Here is a 16245-nt window from a genome sequence, read left to right as displayed (position 1 = left end):
ATTGGTCGAGGTGCAGATTACGAAGTTTTAATGCAAACCGGTACGACCTGAACGGCATCGCATACCTTAGACTCTGTCATCAGCTCCCACCCGAGACGGACCTCAATGCAAACCCCCGCTCAATCCCCCCTCTGGAAAACCTACCTGCTGTTCCTGGCCCCGATGGTGCTGTCGAACTTCCTGCAATCGATGTCGGGCACGGTCAACAGCATCTACATCGGCCAGATGCTTGGTACGCAGGCGCTGGCGGCGGTGTCGGGGATGTTTCCGATCATTTTTTTCTTTATCGCGCTGGTCATCGGCCTGGGCGCCGGGGCAGGGGTGTTGATCGGTCAGGCGTGGGGCGCGCGTGAGTCGCACATGGTCAAGGCGATTGCCGGGGCGACGCTGTTGCTTGGGGTATTGATCGGGCTGGTGGCGGCGGTGCTGGGCAGTGTGTTTGCGCGTCAGGCCTTGCAGGGCTTGGGCACGCCGGCGGATGTGCTGGACGATGCGGTGGCCTATGCCCGGGTGATGATGTGGACCTTGCCGTTTGTGCTGGTGTACGTGCTGTTCACCCAGTTGTTGCGCGGGGTGAGCGACACACTGTCGCCGATGTTGGCGCTGCTGCTGTCGACCGTTGTCGGGCTGGCGCTGACTCCGGCGTTCATTCGCGGCTGGATCGGCTTGCCGCAACTGGGCATCCAGAGCGCGGCGGTTGCAGGTCTGGCCGGTACGCTGGCGTCGATGGCGTGGCTGTCATGGAGCCTGATCCGCAAGGGTCATCCACTGGCGCCGGATCGTGAGTTCTTCGCGGCGCTGCGACTGGACGGCGCAATTCTCGGCAAGGTGTTGCGTATCGGCCTGCCGACCGGGGTGCAGATGATTGTTCTGTCGCTGTCGGAGCTGGTGATTCTGGCGCTGGTCAACCAGCACGGCTCGCAGGCGACGGCGGCCTATGGTGCGGTGACGCAGATCGTCAACTACGTGCAGTTCCCGGCGCTGTCGATTGCGATCACCGCGTCGATCCTCGGCGCCCAGGCGATCGGTGCCGGGCGGTTGGAGCGAATGGGGCCGATCCTGCGCACCGGGCTTTGGATCAACGTGTGCCTGACCGGTGGCTTGATCCTGGCGGGTTACCTGTTGTCGCACTGGTTGCTGGGGCTGTTCCTGACCGAAGACTCGACCCGGGCAATGGCCGAACACCTGTTGCACATCATGTTGTGGAGCCTGTTGATCTTCGGTTTCCAGGCGATCATCGGCGGCATCATGCGCGCCAGCGGCACGGTGCTGGTGCCGGTGGGTGTGGCGATCATCTGTGTGCTCGGTGTGCAGTTGCCGGCGGCCTACTGGCTGGACGGGCAGTTCGGTCTGCAGGGTGTGTGGATGGCGTTTCCGATTGCCTATCTGGGGATGCTGGTGCTGCAGACGCTGTATTACAAACGGATCTGGCAGCATCAGAAGATCGAGCGATTGGTGTGACGGGCCGGGTGGGCCTTGGCGGGGCTGGCGCAAGTGCCGGATGTTTGCTTAAGTCATTCGAGCCCCATCGGGCGCCGGAGCATTCCATGTCGATTCGATTGTTATTGGCTGCCGCGTGTTGCCTGATTGTCGTCCCTGCTGTGCAGGCGGTGGAGTACACCCGCGTCAATACCACCGCCAGTCAGATCAGTTTCACCTACAACCAGATGGGCTCGCGGATGTACGGCACGTTCGGCAAGTTCGATGCGACGCTGGATTTCGACAGCGACAATCTCGCCAATGCCCGCACCACGCTGCACATCGACCTGACCAGCATCGACGCCGGCAGTGAGGACGCCAACACCGAGCTGGTGAAACCGGCATGGTTCGACACCGAGAAATTCCCGGTGGCTGTGTTCGAATCGACCCGCTTCAGCCCGGCCGGCGACAACCGTTATCTGGTTAACGGCCATCTCACGCTCAAAGGCATCACCCGTGAGGTGCAGGTGCCGGTGCAACTCAAACCCGACAGCAGCATCGGCATTTTTGACGGCGAACTGGTGCTCAAGCGCGACCAGTTCGGGCTCGGTGCAGGGGAGTGGGCGGACACCGTGGTTTCCAAGGACATCGACATCAGGTTCAAGGTCGTTGCCCCCGCGCAGTGACCGGCCTCAGTACGCTCGCCAATGCCCTGGCATCCAGCGCCATTGGTTGCCGGCCCAGCGGTAATGCCCGGCGACCCAGTGATAACCCGGCGCAGGCATGACCGGAACCACCTCAACGATCGGTGGTGGCCGATGCGGGCGAACCGGTTCGACGACACAGCCCGAGAGGGTGATCGCTACCAGCGCGGCAGCGAGCAAGGATTTGATGGTTTTCGCGGAACGCAGAACGTTCATGGCAACTCCTCAAGGCGTGCGTCGGGAATGAACGCAGCTGAAAAATTGGACGCCAAATCGGCGAAAGATCCGTTCTCGGGCAGATGAAATTTTTGTCAGGCGTGCACAAGGTATGATGTCGCGGTTCGCCGGTCGCTCAACTCGCCCGGCAACCTGTGTTTTACCGTTGGAGTCCGCCCGCCATGCCCCGCATCACCCACTACAAATCCCCATGCCCCGAAGGCGTCAACAGCCAGATCCTGCAGATGGTGGTCGACTATCTCACCGACATCAGCGCTGTAGGGCTGGGCCCGAGCAATCTGCTGTACAACGTTTATCAGTACGCGGTCGGCTACGAGGTTCATCTGTACCTGGAGGCGTTGAACGGCGAGAAGGGCACCGAAGTGGAACTGCTGGTGGCCACCGACGACGATGATCCGGAGCAGGTGATCGGCTTCCTGTTGTACCTGCCGGTGCAGGGTGATTGGGAGGCGTGCAACGTGGCCTATCTGGCGGTGCGCGAGGGGCATCGGCGTCAGGGTGTGGCCCGTTCGTTGATCGCGGATATGGTGGCGCGTTACCCCCATGCCGAACTGACCTGCAGCGTCGGCAAGGTGCCGTATTTCGAAGCGCTGGGTTTCGAGGTGCTGGGCCAGCTCGAAACGCAGGTGCTGATGAGCACTCGGCATTACCGCAGCAACGGGTTGCGCGGTTTTATCGACACGACACCGATCTACCGTTCGCTGGAAGTGCAGCAAATCCACACCTACCTTCTGCAAAAGCACGGCAAGCGCGCGATGCTCGATGCCGAGAAACAGCGCGACCGGCATCTGGATCAGGTCACCCGCCGCACCGAAGAATTTGTTCGTCAGCGCCTGACCGTTCACTGATCCGGGCAGCGACAAAAAGCCCTTGTTGCGCTTAGCGCAGCAAGGGTTTTTTTGTGCCGGTGATTTCAGGCCAGTTTCACGTTCATGGTGATGCGCGCCGTGAACACTTTCTTGCCTTCGGCGTCGTGGACATCCACCGGCACGATCTTGTCGCCTTCGGTCTGCCAGTCCAGCGCTTCGCCATTGGCCACGGCGGTCACGTCGGTCTTGGCCTTGGCCAGGTATTCGACGGTCATGCCTTTGGGAATCCAGCGCGCGCCGGCGGGAATCGACACGTCGGTCATCATCCCGGCCGCCAGTTCAGCGGCGTTGCACAGCGCGATGGCGTGCACGGTGCCGAGGTGGTTGGTGATCTCGCGGCGAAACGGCACCTGCACCTGCGCCGAACCTGCCCGCAATTCGGTCACCAGCGGGTTGATGGTGCTGAAGTACGGCGCGACCTGGCAGGCCATCTGGCTGAACGCCTGGGAACCGACACTGTTGAACATGCTGAGAAACTGACTCATGGGGGGGGAGCCTCGCGGTTAGGGGATTTACAGAATCATGTTCCGTAACAGAATATTGTTCTGTAACGGAACGGTATTCTGTTCGCGGGAAATCTGTCAACCTGTGCGCGTTTGGATCACCGGCACGGACGTGCCCTTTACCCGGATTTTCAAGGCCCATGGACACCGCAGATCTACTCGAACGCAGCTACCCCGGCCGCCGCGCCGAACTCAAGCGCGACATCTTTCGCAAGGCCCTGCGCCTGTTCAACGAGCAGGGCATCGAGGCCACCACCATCGAAATGATCCGTGCCGAGTGTGACACCAGTGTCGGGGCGATCTACCACCACTTCGGCAACAAGGAAGGGCTGGTGGCCGCGCTGTTCTTCACTGCGCTGGAGGACCAGGCGCGCCTGCGCGACGCCTATCTGGCCGACGCGACGACGACCGAAGAGGGCGTGCAGGCGCTGGTCTACAGCTATGTGGATTGGGTCGAGAACCAGCCGGAGTGGGCGCGGTTCCAGTATCACGCGCGTTATGCCGTGACCCGGGGGCCGCACAAGGATGAACTGGCCGAGCGCAACAAGACCCGCAACCTGGGGCTGCGTACCTGGCTGGGCGAGTCCGGGCGCGCAGATGAACTCAACCAATGCCCGGCCGAACTGTTGCCGTCGCTGATCGTCGGTCAGGCCGACAGCTATTGCCGCGCGTGGTTGTCCGGGCGAGTGCAGGGCAGTCCGAAGGCTCATCGTGAATTGCTGGCTCAGGCCGCGTGGCGTTCGATACGACGCGACCCCGAACACTGATTTTCCGAGACAAAAAAAGAGCCTCAAGACTCTTTGATGGGGAGGAAGTAGAGCCCGCGAGGCTCAAGATGCGCATGAAGCCAGGTGCAGGCTTGATTGGGGTTCAGAGCACCCGCACCTACGCAACGGCTTGGCGGACCAAGAAGCTGCGTAGCTTCATCGTAGGAAGCCGGGAGGGCGGGCTCAAGTACCGTCAGTCACCTGCTTTGGCGGCGCGGGCGGCGGCTCTTTCGACCATCGCAATGATGGTTGCCAATAGCTCGTCACGGGCCTGTACTGCGCTGATTTCGTCGGTGGCTGCCGCTTGCGACAGCGCTTCAGCGGCGCCGAGCATGGCGCGTAATCCTGCCTGTCCGATCTCTGCGCCTTCAGCGAAAGGCGACAGCACGTTGCGGCACTTCTCCAGGAAAATCGCCTCGTATTCGCGCTTGATCCTCTCCAGTTCCGGCGTGCTCGCCAGGGCCGCAATCACCCCCGGAATCTCGTTGCCCTGGGTCAGCACGCAATCGACATACGCCGTGGCAATCACCGTCGCGATGCCATTCAAGGTCGCTTCGGCATTGGCCAGCGCCGCGTCCATCAGCGCCGTCTGGCGCCGGTCGAAATCCTGGTACAGCGCCGCGAGCAGACCGGCGCGGGTGGTGAAGTGGTCATAGACCACCGGTTTGGTCACGCCGGCTTTTTCCGCCAGGTAGCCGAGAGTCAGGGCATCGGTGCCTTCCTCGCGAATCAGCTGCCAGGCCATGTCGAGCAACTGGCGCTGGCGATCTTCCCGGGACAGGCGGCGACGGGGTTGTGCGGGTTCGGGGATTTCAGTGGTTGACATTGCTTATATACCAAACGTAACTTACTGATGGTAACTTACCAATCGTAGCTTATCGAAAGGATAAGCCCTTGGTCAGCAATCACCAACCGGAGATTTCCCCATGCACGCATTGATTGTTGTAGACCACGATGATCCACGTTCGCTGACACGCGCGTTGGCGCAACAGATTGCCAAAGGCCTGTCGGAAAGCGATCCCTCCAACACCTTCGAAATCGCCGACCTGCACGCCGAAGAATTCGACCCGCGCTTCGGCGTGGCTGACTGGGCGGTGCATCACCGCGAATCCGCGCCACCGGCGGACGTGCTGGCCGAGCAGGCCCGCATTGAACGCGCCGACGCGCTGGTGCTGGTCTATCCGGTGTTTTGGTGGTCGATGCCGGCAATGCTCAAAGGCTGGATCGATCGGGTGTTCAGCAACGGTTGGGCGTACGATTTCGACGGTGATAAGACCCTGAAAAAACTCGGACGACTGCGTGTGCACATGGTCGCACTGGGCGGGGCGGATGCAGGCACCTACGAGCGCCACGGCTACGACACGGCGATGAAAGCGCAGATCGATCACGGCATTTTCGATTATTGCGGGGCGACGGTGGCGGGATCGACATTATTGCTGGAGTCCGAGTCGAGCGATCCTGCGGTGCAGCTGCAGGCGGCGCGCGAAATGGGCCTCGGACTGTTCCGCTGAAACCGGCGAGGAAGTTATTCAGTGCGCTTGAAGACTAGCGCCTTCAGACCACTTTCAGGATCGACGTCGGGAAACTCCGGCGGATTTTCCAGCCGTTGCTCGAAGCGCAGGCTCGGCGCTTCCTGGGTCACGCCGTCGATCAGGAAGTCGGAACCGAACGATGGATCGTTCATGCAGGCCAGCACCGTGCCCTGTGCCGTCAGCAATTCCGGCAGACGACGCAGCACACGCTGGTAATCCTTGGTCAGCAGAAAGCTGCCTTTCTGGAACGACGGCGGGTCGATGATCACCAGATCGTACGGGCCGCTGTTGATCACCTTGCCCCAGGATTTGAACAGGTCGTGGCCGAGGAAGCTCACCTTGCTCAGGTCATGCCCGTTCAACCGGTGATTGTCGCGGCCCCGGCTCAGGGCCGCGCGGGACATGTCGAGGTTGACCACATGGCTGGCGCCACCTTCGATGGCCGCCACCGAGAAGCCGCAGGTGTAGGCGAAGAGGTTCAGCACCCGTTTGCCCGCCGCCTGTTCACGTACCCAGTTGCGCCCGTAACGCATGTCGAGGAACAGCCCGGCGTTCTGTTTGCGGCCCAGATCCACCCGATATTTCAGCCCGCCCTCGACGATGGTCATCTCGTCGATTTCTTCGCCCAACAGCCATTCGGCGGTGCTCTGCGGCAGGTAACGGTGCTGGATCAACAAAGTGTGGGCGCCGGACTGCTGCCATGGCGCCGAAGCGGTGATTTCCAGCAACAGACGCTTGAGGTCTTCCAGCTGCGAAGTCTCGGGCTCCTTGAACAAGGACACCAGCACCACGCCCTGCAGCCAATCCACAGTGACTTGCTCCAGCCCCGGCCAGCAACGCCCGCGCCCATGGAACAGACGCCGGGTTTCGGCCGGGGCCGACGTCAGCGCAGTGAGCAGGTGGGCATGGAGAACGGCGAGGGCTTGAGGGTTCATCAATCAGGATCGGCCAGCAAAAGGGCGCGCATTTTAACCGCAATTACCCGCCGGCGAGTGCCCTTTGACCCACTGTTATCGAAAAGACCTGTATCAAAAATGAATTTCTGTAGAAGGTGCTGCTCATACCTGATAAGTAGCGGAATCAAGCCGCTAAATCGTTCATGCAATTCAGGGAGTGCCAGTTCATGTGTCCAATTTCGACGTCGAGCGCGCACCTTCCTGGCGGATTGATTCTGGTAGTCGAGGACGATCCGTTGATTCTGGAGTTTCTTTGCGAAATTCTTCAGGAGGAAGGTTTCAAGGTCGAGCCGCAGACCAGTGCCGATGCGGCCTCGCAATACCTGGAAGAGCACGCGCCGGAAGTGGCACTGCTGCTCACCGACATCACCATGCCCGGCACCCTTAACGGCGCGGACCTGGCCAATCTGGTCGGCGATCGCTGGCCGGACAAACCGGTGATGGTCATGTCCGGTTATGAAACGCCGGAAACCTCAGGGGTGAAACATCCGGTGGCGTTCATCAAGAAGCCTTGGGCAATCGGCCAGTTGCTCGATTGCGTGGACAGTGCGTTCAAATCCAGGGCGCCGCGTCTGCACTGAAGCGTCCTGCAAGTGCTACATTGCCGGGCATCGTTGCCCGGCCCCTTGCGAGGAAGTGATCTTTTGTCAGCTCACGAGACTATTTTCAACCGCGCGTTCGGCGCGTTCCTGTTCGACATGGACGGCACCGTCCTCAACTCCATCGCCGCCGCCGAGCGGATCTGGTCCGCCTGGGCCGTGCGCCACGGGGTGAACGTCGAAACGTTCTTGCCGACCATCCATGGCGTGCGCGCCATCGACACCATCACGCGTTTGAACCTGCCGGGCGTGGACGCCGAGGCGCAAGCGGCGTTCATCACCACGGCGGAAATCGAAGACGTCGAAGGCATTGTCGAGATTCCCGGTGCTGCGGCGTTTCTCAAGTCGTTGCCGGCGGATCGCTGGGCCATGGTGACCTCGGCGCCACGTGATCTGGCGTTGCGGCGGATGGCGGCGGCGGGAATTCCTGAACCGGTGGTGATGATCACCGCTGAAGACGTGAGCGCAGGCAAGCCTGATCCGGCCGGTTATCGACTGGCGGCCAAACGCCTGGGCCTGGAGCCGGCGGACTGCCTGATTTTCGAAGACGCCACCGTCGGCATCCAGGCCGCTGAAGCCGCCGGTGCGCCGTTGATGATCATCACCACCACTCACCAGCATCCGCTTGAAACCACCCACGCGACCATCGCCAGTTACCGCGACATTGCGCTGAGCATCGACAGCGACGGCCAGCTGCGCCTGCAACCTCAATAAACCCCGGGCACCAGTCGCCAGCTGCGCGCGCAATAAGCGTCGTATTCGGCGCCGAACTGCGCACGCAGCAGGGCCTCTTCGGCGTGGATGCGGGCGATCAGCGGGATCAGCGTCAGCGCCGCCAGCAACAAGCCGACCACCGAACGAAACGCCAGTGCCCAGCCGATCGCATTGATCACCAGCCCCAGATAACTGGGGTTGCGCAGATGCCGGTAGATGCCTTCGGTGACCAACCTGTGCCCCGGCTGAATCGCCACCAACCCGCTGAACCGATGGCCCAGCACAAACACCGGCCACAAACGCAATCCACCGCCGACCATAAAAAGCAGGGCTCCCAGCCAACGGGTGCCTTCGCGGCCGATGGTCCAAAAGCCGATGCGGTCGCAGTAAGCCGGCAGAAAGGCACTGACCAATCCGATTACGGCGAACGCCGGAATCACCCAGCGATTGGCCCGGTCCTCGCGCTCGCCGGTGCTCAGATTCACTTCCGTGAACAGCGACGCCACCACCATGGCCAGCGTGGCCAGGGCCACCACGACCAATGCGCCGTGAGAAAAAAACACCGCCACGCCACCGATGCCCCACATCGCCAGGCCCAGATAGGCGAGGGTGGCGAGCACGGCGACCACGGTCATTTGCGCAGACATTTTCATAGGCACCTCACGGCTGTTCCGTTCAGTGTAGATCCCGGCACGATCCCCGGCGTTTAACCGCTGGCAGCGGCGGAGGGCGGATCAACGGCGTGCGGGCTTTTACTGGCGGTGGCGTATCTTGACCTCCCGGCGCTGGCGGGGGCACGGGATGTGGTGATCATTGTTTGTGGCGGGGTGAGTATCAGTGCGCGATTGGTGGAGGGGTGGGCGCGGTTGGGGGCTTGAGCGAAAGTGGAGGTTATTACTCTTCGACCAATAGTCAGCATCACCGCCATTCCCGCAAGAGAGGTCTATCCTAGGCGGAGCCCTTTTTCGTGCCTACGGTGACCCGCGATGATCAATCTGGCCACGGCCCATCTGCTCACGGACTACAAGACCTGGGCCAATCAGCGTCTGTTCGACAGCCTGCAAGCGCTGCCGGCGGGGGAGACTACAAAGGAGCGCAAGACGGTTTTCAAGAACATGATCGGTACGTTGAACCACATCTACGTGGTCGACCGGATCTGGCAGGCGCACCTCGAGGGGCGCGAGCACGGTTTCACGACGTCCCATGATCTGGTGCACGCCGACCTCGGCGAGTTGCGCCAGGCTCAGCAGACAGTCGACGGCTGGTATCGCACCTGGAGCGCGCAGCAGACCGAAGCCTCGCTGAACCGCTCGATCGATTTCAAATTTGTTTCCGGCGATGGCGGCACCATGAACGCCGGGGCGATCCTGATGCACGTGATCAACCACAACAACTACCACCGTGGCTGGGTGGTGCAGATGTATTTCGAGATCCCGCAGATGCCGCCGATGACCGACCTGCCGGTGTACCTGCGCGAGGTCGATCCGGGGTTCAAGCCGATCAGTGCGCCTGTGGCGGAAGCGGCGCCGACATGTGATGGGCAATCAGCGAGCGCAACCAGCGTTCCGCCGGATCGTTGTCGTTGACCCCGTTCCAGACCATCGACAGCTCCGAAGGCACGATGTCGAACGGCGGGTCGTCGGCGCGCAGCACGCTGCTGCCTTCGACCAGCGCACAAGCGGCGAAATCCGGCACGGTGGCGAGCATGTCGGTGCCGGCCAGAATAGCCCGCAGCGGAGCGAATTGCGGCACTGCCAGCACCACGCGACGCGCGCGGTTGATCCGCGCCAGGTCGTTATCGATGGCCCCGCCCAGATCGCCGGAAAACGACACCAGCGCATGGGGCCGTTCGCAGTAGTCGTCGAGGGTCAGCGCGCCGGGACGATCATCGCCGCGCAGGATCTTGCAGCGCAGGTCCCGCAGCTTTTTGCGTTTGGCATTGGCCGGCAGTTCAGTGGTGTAACTGACGCCGACGGAAATCTCCCCGGACGCCAGCATCGACGACATCAGCAGGAAATTAACCCGGCGGATGACGACCACCACGTCCGGTGCCTCTTCGCGCAATTGCTTGAGCAACGGCGGCAACAGGCCGAACTCGGCATCGTCCGACAGACCGATGCGAAACACGTCGCGGCTGCTCAGCGGGTCGAAATCCTTGGCTCGGCTGACCGCCCCGGAAATGGTGTCCATCGCCGGCTGCAATTCCTTGAGGATCGCCAGCGCCCGCTGGGTGGGCTCCAGCACGCGGCCGTTGCGCACCAGCAACGGGTCGTCGAACAGGTCGCGCAGTTTCGCCAGTGACGCACTGACGGCGGGTTGGCCAAGGAACAGCTTTTCCCCGGCGCGGGTCAGGTTCTTTTCGAACATCAGGGTTTCGAAAATCACCAACAGGTTCATGTCCACGCGACGCAGGTCATTGCGGTTCATGCCGGAAGACTCGCTGGTTTTTTGAGTCTTTTCAGTAAAGCAGCAAAGTCTTTCGCTGTCGGGTCACTGGGCGGGATCGACGCCGGTCAATACCTTGCGAAACGTTTCCACCAGCGGCCGCAGGTTGATCCGGTGCCACGCCGCCCACAACGGTGTGGTGAACGCCAGCCACGGCACTTCCCGCAGCACCACGCCCGGCGGTGCGTTGTGGCTCAGGCCTTTCTGGATCATCGCGATCCCCAGGCCCGAAGCGACCAGCCCCAGCGCGGTAAACGGCTCGGTGGCCTGCATCCGCACATCCGGGGTGAAGCCTGCACGGATGCAGGCGCTGACGAACTCATCGTCGGCCCCTTGGCGCGGCTGCACGCCGATCCATTCCTGATCGGCCAGATCCGCCGGGGTCAGCGACGCCAGTTGGTTCAGCGGGTGTCCTTCGGGCAGCGCCAGCAGCATCGGGTCGTCCAGCACCTGGAAGCCCAGCAGGTCGGGATCGTCGATCGTCGGCGGTTCACTGACCAGCGCGATATCGAGGCTACGCTGACGCAGGCCTTCCAGTTGTTCGGCAGAACTCAGGTTGTACAGCGCGACATGCACGTTAGGCCGGTCGACCCGCAGTACGCGCAAGGCATTGGGCAAAACCCCGGCGTGCATCGCGTTCTCGATGTAGCCGATGCACAGGCCGCCTTCTTCGCCACGGCCCAGGCGTTTGCCGAGGGATTCCAGGCGATTGGCGTGGGTCAGCAGGGCGCGGGTTTCGGCGAGAAAGGTCTGGCCGTCGCGGGTCAGGCGTATGCGCTGCTGGCTGCGTTCGAACAGGGTCAGGCCCAGGCGTTCTTCGAGCTGGGCGATCTGTCGGCTCAGGGGCGACTGGGAAATGTGCAGGCGCTCGGCGGCGCGGCCGACGTGTTCTTCCTCGGCGACGGCGACGAAGTAGCGCAATTGGCGGATGTCGATCATGTCAGACCTTCAGGGACTCAAGTACTGCTGATTATGTCTTGGACGGTCTGAGTGGCGCAATCTAGGATCTGCTCAACGGTCAACACCGACCACGAACTACGAGGACAGCATCATGAGCTTGAAAGACAAACTCCCCGGCCAACTCGGCTTCGGCACCGCGCCACTGGGCAACATGTTCCGCGCCATTCCTGAAGAAGAAGCCCAGGCCACCGTGCACGCAGCGTGGGATGCCGGCGTGCGGTACTTCGACACCGCACCGTTCTACGGCTCGGGCCTCTCGGAAATCCGCCTCGGCGAAGCACTGTCCCGCTACAAGCGCGACGACTATGTGCTCAGCACCAAAGTCGGCCGGGTGATTCTCGATGAAGTCGAAGACGCCGCCGCCCGGGATCTGGGCGAGAAAAGTGGGGTGTTCGAACACGGCCGCCCGAACAAGATCGTCAACGACTACAGCGCCGACGCCACGCTGCGCTCGATCGAAGACAGCCTCAAGCGTCTGAAAACCGATCGCCTCGACATCGTCTGGGTCCACGACATCGCTCAGGATTTCTACGGCGATCAATGGCTCGAGTACTTCAATCACGCCCGCACCGGTGCCTTTAAAGTCCTGACCCGTCTGCGTGAAGAAGGCGTGATCAAGGGTTGGGGCCTGGGCGTGAACAAGGTCGAGCCGTGCGAGTTGACGCTGGACCTGACCGAGGCGCAGCCTGACGGCTTCCTGCTGGCCGGCCGCTACACCTTGCTCGACCACGACCGCGCCTTGCAGCGTTTGATGGATTCGGCGCGGGCGCAGAATGTTGGAATCGTTGTCGGCGGTCCCTACAGCTCGGGGATCCTGGCCGGCGGCGCGCACTTCGAATACCAGAAGGCCAGCCCTGAGATCGTGGCGAAGGTCGAGCAGATCAAACGCATCGCCGCGGCCCATGGCGTGGATGTCAAAGCGGCTGCACTACAATTCTCGCTGGCCAATCCGGCCGTGGCAGCCGTGATTCCCGGCGCGAGCAAACCGGGGCGCATCGCTGAAGATGTGGCGGCGCTGTCGGCGGTCATTCCGGCCGGTTTCTGGCAGGCCATGCGTGAAGCGAAACTGGTGTCCGAACGTGCACCATTACCCATCGACGAGGTGAAAGCATGAAGATCGATCTGAGCGGAAAACTGGCGATTGTCAGCGGCAGCACGGCGGGCATCGGTTTGGGCATCAGCCAGTCGCTGGCCGAGGCGGGCGCCACGGTGGTGGTGATCGGTCGCGACGCGGCCAAGGTCGAGCAGGCGCTGGCAAGCATTCGAGGCAAAGTGCCGGGGGCGCAACTGCGCGGTCTGACGGCGGATCTGGGCACGGCCGAAGGCGCGCAGAAACTGTTCGCCGCTGAACCGAAAGCCGACATCCTGGTGAACAACCTCGGCATCTACAACGCCGTGGATTTCTTCGACGCGCCGGACGATGAGTGGACGCGCTTCTACGAAATCAACGTAATCTCCGGCGTTCGCCTGTCGCGGCATTACGTACCGGCGATGGTCGAACAGGGCTGGGGCCGGGTGATCTTCCTGTCTTCGGAATCCGGCGTGGCCACTCCGGCCGACATGATCAACTACGGCGTGACCAAAAGCGCCAACCTCGCGGTGTCCCATGGCCTGGCTAAACGTCTGGCTGGCACCGGGGTTACGGTTAATGCGATTTTGCCCGGGCCGACCTTCACCGACGGTGTCGAGGAAATGCTCAAGGATGCCGCCGCCGAATCTGGCCGCAGCCTGCGGGACGAGGCTGACGCCTTTGTGCGCCGGGCCCGTCCGAGCTCGATCATCCAGCGCGTGGCGGATGTCGAAGAGGTCGCGCACCTGGTCACCTACATCGCTTCACCGCTGTCTTCAGCCACCACCGGCGCCGCGTTGCGGGTCGACGGCGGCGTGGTCGACAGCCTGACTATCTGAATTTATCGAGAGAGACTTTTTATTTATGGCAACAGCATCAGCAACGATCGACATCCCGGCTTCGGCCGATCAGGTCTGGCAATTGATTGGCGGCTTCAACACCCTGCCGGACTGGCTGCCGTTCATTCCCAACAGCGAACTGAGTGAAGGCGGGCGTGTGCGCACCCTGCAAACCGCTGACGGCGGGGTGGTGGTCGAGCGTCTGGAGACGTTCGATAACGCGGGCAAAACCTACAGTTATTCGATTCTGCAGGCACCGTTTCCGGCCACCGATTATCTGGCGACGATTCGTGTTGAAGCCCAGGGGCAGGGCGCGAAGGTGACGTGGTCGGGACGCTTCACGGCCAAGGGCGTGAGCGATGAGGAAGTGGTGGCGCTGTTCAGCGGCATCTATCAGGGTGGCCTCGAAGCGCTGCGCGCGAACTATCCCGCCTGAGTTTCTGCAAGAACCCCTTGTGGGAGCTAGCCTGCTAGCGATAACGGTCGATCATTCATATTCATTGACTGACACACCGTCATCGCCAGCAGGCTGGCTCCCACATGGGGAATACATGAAGTTCAGGACTGTGAAATCAAGCTCTGCCGACAATCCAGCACCAGCTTCGCCCCGCCCAGATCGCTGCGCCCCACCTCAAGACTGAACCCATGCAGGTTGACGATCGCCGCGACAATCGACAGCCCCAGGCCAAAGCCATTCTGCAACTGCCCACCCTCGGCGCGGTAGAACCGCTGGAACACCGCCTCCCGTTCGGTCTCGGGAATACCGGGGCCGGAGTCATGCACCTCGATCCGCGTATGCCCCGCATCATTGACCCCGCGCAACACCACCGTGCCACCGGCCGGGGTGAACTTGATCGAATTGCTCAACAGGTTCGCCAGCGCTTCAAACAGCAACGCTCGATCACCGTTCAGCATCGGCAGCGTTTCCGGCATGTTCAGCTCGAAGCGCAACTCGTCGTCTTCGGCCAGCGGCAAATAGAACTCGTGCAGTTCCTGCAGCAACAACACCGGATCGAGCTCGACAAACCCCGAGCGCCGCTGACGATCCTCCAGTTCGGAAATCCTCAATAAACCGCGAAACCGCGCCATCAGCGTATCGGCCTCGGCCAGCACCAGATCCAGTTGCGCCGCTTCCGGCGAACCTTCGCCGGCCTGCTGCTGCATGCGATACAACTGCGCGCGCAAACGGGTCAGCGGGGTGCGCAGGTCATGGGCGATGTTGTCGCACACGCCTTTGACTTCGTTCATCAAGCGCTCGATGCGATCAAGCATGGCGTTGACGATGGCGGCGAGCATGTCCAGTTCATCGCGGCGATTGGACAGCGGCAAGCGGTGGGTCAGGTCGCCGGCGACAATCGACTGGGCGCTGGCCTGGATCGCCCGGATCCGCCGCAGCGGCCGCCGACGCAGCAGATGCCAGCCAATGATCCCCGGCACAATCGTCAGCGACACGCCCCAGAGCAACGCATGCAGAATGATCCTGGTCACCGCGAACAGCGAACCGTTGTCGCGCAACAACACCAACCAGCGGCCGTCGCGGGTCGGGGTGGCGACTGCGTCGCAGCTGTCGGCGGGCAGGGTCGGGTCGTCGGAGTCGGCGCATTCGCTGAGCATATGGATCTTGCCGTCCAGCGGCAGGCCCTCGGGGATCCTCTGCAGCGCGCCGCCGAGGTAGCGATGCTGGGCGTCGAACAGACCGTAGGCGTCGATGCCACGAATGTCGAAGGTCATGCTGGCGGCGAGCGCGTCTTCCAGCTGATCGCCGCGAAAGTGCGAAAACAGATGCTGACGTTGCATCAGCGAATGCTTGGCCAGGTTGTCGAGGTAACCGGAGACCTCGAAGTACATGACCCCCATCAGGATCGCGCTCCAGGCCACGAACAACGAACTGTACAGCGCCAGCAAGCGACTGCTGGAAGAACGCCAACCGTCAGACGGGTTCGGCAATGACATAACCCGAGCCTCGCACCGTACGGATCAGCGGGACATTGCCCGGCGGGTCGATCTTCTTGCGCAGGCGGCCGATGTGCACGTCGATCAGGTTGGTGCCAGGGTCGAAGTGATAACCCCAGACCTCCTCGAAAATCATCATCCGCGACAGGATCTGGCCGCTGTTGCGCATCAGGAATTCCAGCAGCTTGTACTCGGTCGGCAACAGCGTCAGCACCTGCTCGGCGCGGCGGGCTTCGTGGCTGATCAGGTCGAGTTGCAGATCCGCCACCTGCAACGTGGTCGGTTGTGCTCCGTTGCTGTTCTGCCGGCGCAGCAGCACTTCGACCCGGGCCGCCATCTCATCGGTGGCGAACGGTTTGGTCAGGTAGTCATCGCCGCCGGCGCGCAAGCCACGCACGCGCTCGTCGACGTCGGAGAGGGCGCTGATCATCAGGATCGGCGTCGCCACGCCCATGGTCCGCAGCGTGGTGACGATGGCCAGGCCATCAAGCTCCGGCAGCATGCGGTCAAGGGTGATCAGGTCGTAGTTGCCGCTGACGGCGCGGTCCAGGCCTTCACGGCCGTTGTCGACCCAGTCCACGTCGAGGCCGTGGCTGCTCAGTTCGGCGACAATTTCCCGGGCGGTCACGGCGTCGTCTTCGATGGTGAGGATGCGAGTCATGGTGGGCCTGCTGGTCTG

20 protein-coding genes and 1 pseudogene are annotated in these 16245 nt (G+C 62.2%); 12 read left to right on the top strand and 9 right to left on the bottom strand.

What is annotated here, in order from left to right; all coding sequences use genetic code 11:
* Nucleotides 1-105 precede the first annotated feature (105 nt).
* A complete protein-coding gene (locus tag K3819_RS18140) occupies nucleotides 106-1461 on the top strand; it encodes an MATE family efflux transporter (protein ID WP_221397645.1) in 1356 nt (451 codons plus the stop codon).
* Nucleotides 1462-1547: 86 nt separating this feature from the next.
* Entirely contained in the window at nucleotides 1548-2105 is a 558-nt protein-coding gene (locus K3819_RS18135; RefSeq protein ID WP_221397644.1) for a YceI family protein, read from the top strand.
* A 6-nt stretch (nucleotides 2106-2111) separates the two neighbouring features.
* On the opposite strand, the gene K3819_RS18130 is transcribed toward K3819_RS18135, so the two are convergent.
* Nucleotides 2112-2339: a YXWGXW repeat-containing protein gene (locus K3819_RS18130; RefSeq protein ID WP_039767335.1), complete on the bottom strand. Its 228-nt coding sequence runs from the start codon at nucleotides 2337-2339 to the stop codon at nucleotides 2112-2114.
* 182 nt (nucleotides 2340-2521) lie between these two features.
* Between K3819_RS18130 and K3819_RS18125 the strand changes: the two genes are divergently transcribed.
* Nucleotides 2522-3208, top strand: a complete 687-nt coding sequence (locus K3819_RS18125; RefSeq protein ID WP_085613234.1) for a GNAT family N-acetyltransferase — start codon at nucleotides 2522-2524, stop codon at nucleotides 3206-3208.
* 65 nt (nucleotides 3209-3273) lie between these two features.
* On the opposite strand, the gene K3819_RS18120 is transcribed toward K3819_RS18125, so the two are convergent.
* Nucleotides 3274-3714 carry a hotdog fold domain-containing protein gene (locus tag K3819_RS18120; RefSeq protein ID WP_085613233.1) on the bottom strand — a complete coding sequence of 147 codons (441 nt, stop codon included), beginning with the start codon at nucleotides 3712-3714 and terminating at the stop codon, nucleotides 3274-3276.
* Between the two features lie 158 nt (nucleotides 3715-3872).
* On the opposite strand from K3819_RS18120, the gene K3819_RS18115 reads away from it, so the two are divergent.
* A complete protein-coding gene (locus K3819_RS18115; RefSeq protein ID WP_221397643.1) occupies nucleotides 3873-4499 on the top strand; it encodes a TetR/AcrR family transcriptional regulator in 627 nt (208 codons plus the stop codon).
* A 193-nt stretch (nucleotides 4500-4692) separates the two neighbouring features.
* On the opposite strand, the gene K3819_RS18110 is transcribed toward K3819_RS18115, so the two are convergent.
* A complete protein-coding gene (locus K3819_RS18110; protein WP_085613231.1) occupies nucleotides 4693-5325 on the bottom strand; it encodes a TetR/AcrR family transcriptional regulator in 633 nt (210 codons plus the stop codon).
* 100 nt (nucleotides 5326-5425) lie between these two features.
* On the opposite strand from K3819_RS18110, the gene K3819_RS18105 reads away from it, so the two are divergent.
* Entirely contained in the window at nucleotides 5426-6010 is a 585-nt protein-coding gene (locus K3819_RS18105) for an NAD(P)H-dependent oxidoreductase (protein ID WP_221397642.1), read from the top strand.
* A 14-nt stretch (nucleotides 6011-6024) separates the two neighbouring features.
* Here the strand turns inward: K3819_RS18105 and K3819_RS18100 are convergent, their stop codons facing one another.
* On the bottom strand, nucleotides 6025-6966 hold the full coding sequence (locus K3819_RS18100; RefSeq protein WP_085613229.1) for a class I SAM-dependent methyltransferase: 942 nt from the start codon (nucleotides 6964-6966) through the stop codon (nucleotides 6025-6027).
* A gap of 188 nt (nucleotides 6967-7154) precedes the next feature.
* Here K3819_RS18100 and K3819_RS18095 point away from each other — a divergent pair, with 188 nt between their 5' ends.
* Nucleotides 7155-7568: a response regulator gene (locus K3819_RS18095; protein WP_039767308.1), complete on the top strand. Its 414-nt coding sequence runs from the start codon at nucleotides 7155-7157 to the stop codon at nucleotides 7566-7568.
* Nucleotides 7569-7631: 63 nt separating this feature from the next.
* Complete coding sequence (locus K3819_RS18090) at nucleotides 7632-8300, top strand: HAD family hydrolase (RefSeq protein WP_221397641.1); 669 nt, start codon at nucleotides 7632-7634, stop codon at nucleotides 8298-8300.
* Here K3819_RS18090 and K3819_RS18085 read toward each other — a convergent pair.
* Nucleotides 8294-8953, bottom strand: coding sequence for an isoprenylcysteine carboxylmethyltransferase family protein (locus K3819_RS18085; RefSeq protein WP_221397640.1), 660 nt, complete (start codon nucleotides 8951-8953; stop codon nucleotides 8294-8296). The genes K3819_RS18090 and K3819_RS18085 overlap by 7 nt on opposite strands.
* An 87-nt stretch (nucleotides 8954-9040) precedes the next feature.
* Here K3819_RS18085 and K3819_RS29495 point away from each other — a divergent pair.
* Both K3819_RS29495 and K3819_RS18080 read left to right on the top strand, forming a co-directional pair.
* Nucleotides 9041-9178, top strand: a pseudogene (locus K3819_RS29495) (pyridoxal-5'-phosphate-dependent protein subunit beta); the annotation flags it as partial.
* Nucleotides 9179-9286: 108 nt separating this feature from the next.
* The gene (locus K3819_RS18080) at nucleotides 9287-9886 is read left to right on the top strand and encodes a DinB family protein (RefSeq protein ID WP_221397639.1); all 600 of its coding nucleotides are present in this window, start codon (nucleotides 9287-9289) and stop codon (nucleotides 9884-9886) included.
* Here K3819_RS18080 and K3819_RS18075 read toward each other — a convergent pair.
* Both K3819_RS18075 and K3819_RS18070 read right to left on the bottom strand, forming a co-directional pair.
* Nucleotides 9801-10727, bottom strand: a complete 927-nt coding sequence (locus K3819_RS18075) for a LysR substrate-binding domain-containing protein (protein ID WP_221397638.1) — start codon at nucleotides 10725-10727, stop codon at nucleotides 9801-9803. The genes K3819_RS18080 and K3819_RS18075 overlap by 86 nt on opposite strands.
* 63 nt (nucleotides 10728-10790) lie before the next feature.
* The gene (locus tag K3819_RS18070; RefSeq protein WP_085613225.1) at nucleotides 10791-11684 is read right to left on the bottom strand and encodes a LysR substrate-binding domain-containing protein; all 894 of its coding nucleotides are present in this window, start codon (nucleotides 11682-11684) and stop codon (nucleotides 10791-10793) included.
* Nucleotides 11685-11796: 112 nt separating this feature from the next.
* Between K3819_RS18070 and K3819_RS18065 the strand changes: the two genes are divergently transcribed.
* From K3819_RS18065 to K3819_RS18055, 3 genes are read left to right on the top strand one after another with little or no spacing between them, the layout of a single operon-like run.
* Nucleotides 11797-12819, top strand: coding sequence for an aldo/keto reductase (locus K3819_RS18065; RefSeq protein WP_221397637.1), 1023 nt, complete (start codon nucleotides 11797-11799; stop codon nucleotides 12817-12819).
* Complete coding sequence (locus tag K3819_RS18060) at nucleotides 12816-13613, top strand: SDR family NAD(P)-dependent oxidoreductase (RefSeq protein WP_064597620.1); 798 nt, start codon at nucleotides 12816-12818, stop codon at nucleotides 13611-13613. Before K3819_RS18065 ends, K3819_RS18060 begins: the two co-directional genes overlap by 4 nt.
* A 25-nt stretch (nucleotides 13614-13638) precedes the next feature.
* The gene (locus K3819_RS18055) at nucleotides 13639-14049 is read left to right on the top strand and encodes an SRPBCC family protein (RefSeq protein WP_064597619.1); all 411 of its coding nucleotides are present in this window, start codon (nucleotides 13639-13641) and stop codon (nucleotides 14047-14049) included.
* Between the two features lie 122 nt (nucleotides 14050-14171).
* On the opposite strand, the gene K3819_RS18050 is transcribed toward K3819_RS18055, so the two are convergent.
* Complete coding sequence (locus K3819_RS18050; protein WP_085613222.1) at nucleotides 14172-15566, bottom strand: HAMP domain-containing sensor histidine kinase; 1395 nt, start codon at nucleotides 15564-15566, stop codon at nucleotides 14172-14174.
* Nucleotides 15544-16227 carry a response regulator transcription factor gene (locus K3819_RS18045; RefSeq protein WP_007952956.1) on the bottom strand — a complete coding sequence of 228 codons (684 nt, stop codon included), beginning with the start codon at nucleotides 16225-16227 and terminating at the stop codon, nucleotides 15544-15546. The genes K3819_RS18050 and K3819_RS18045 overlap by 23 nt, the downstream gene beginning before the upstream one ends.
* Nucleotides 16228-16245: the final 18 nt, after the last annotated feature.

The organism is Pseudomonas sp. 3-2 (assembly GCF_019710535.1).
GTDB classification, from domain to species: Bacteria; Pseudomonadota; Gammaproteobacteria; order Pseudomonadales; family Pseudomonadaceae; genus Aquipseudomonas; species Aquipseudomonas pharyngis.
Note: the sequence above shows the minus strand (reverse complement) of the source record. Positions and strands in the feature narration are given on the sequence as shown.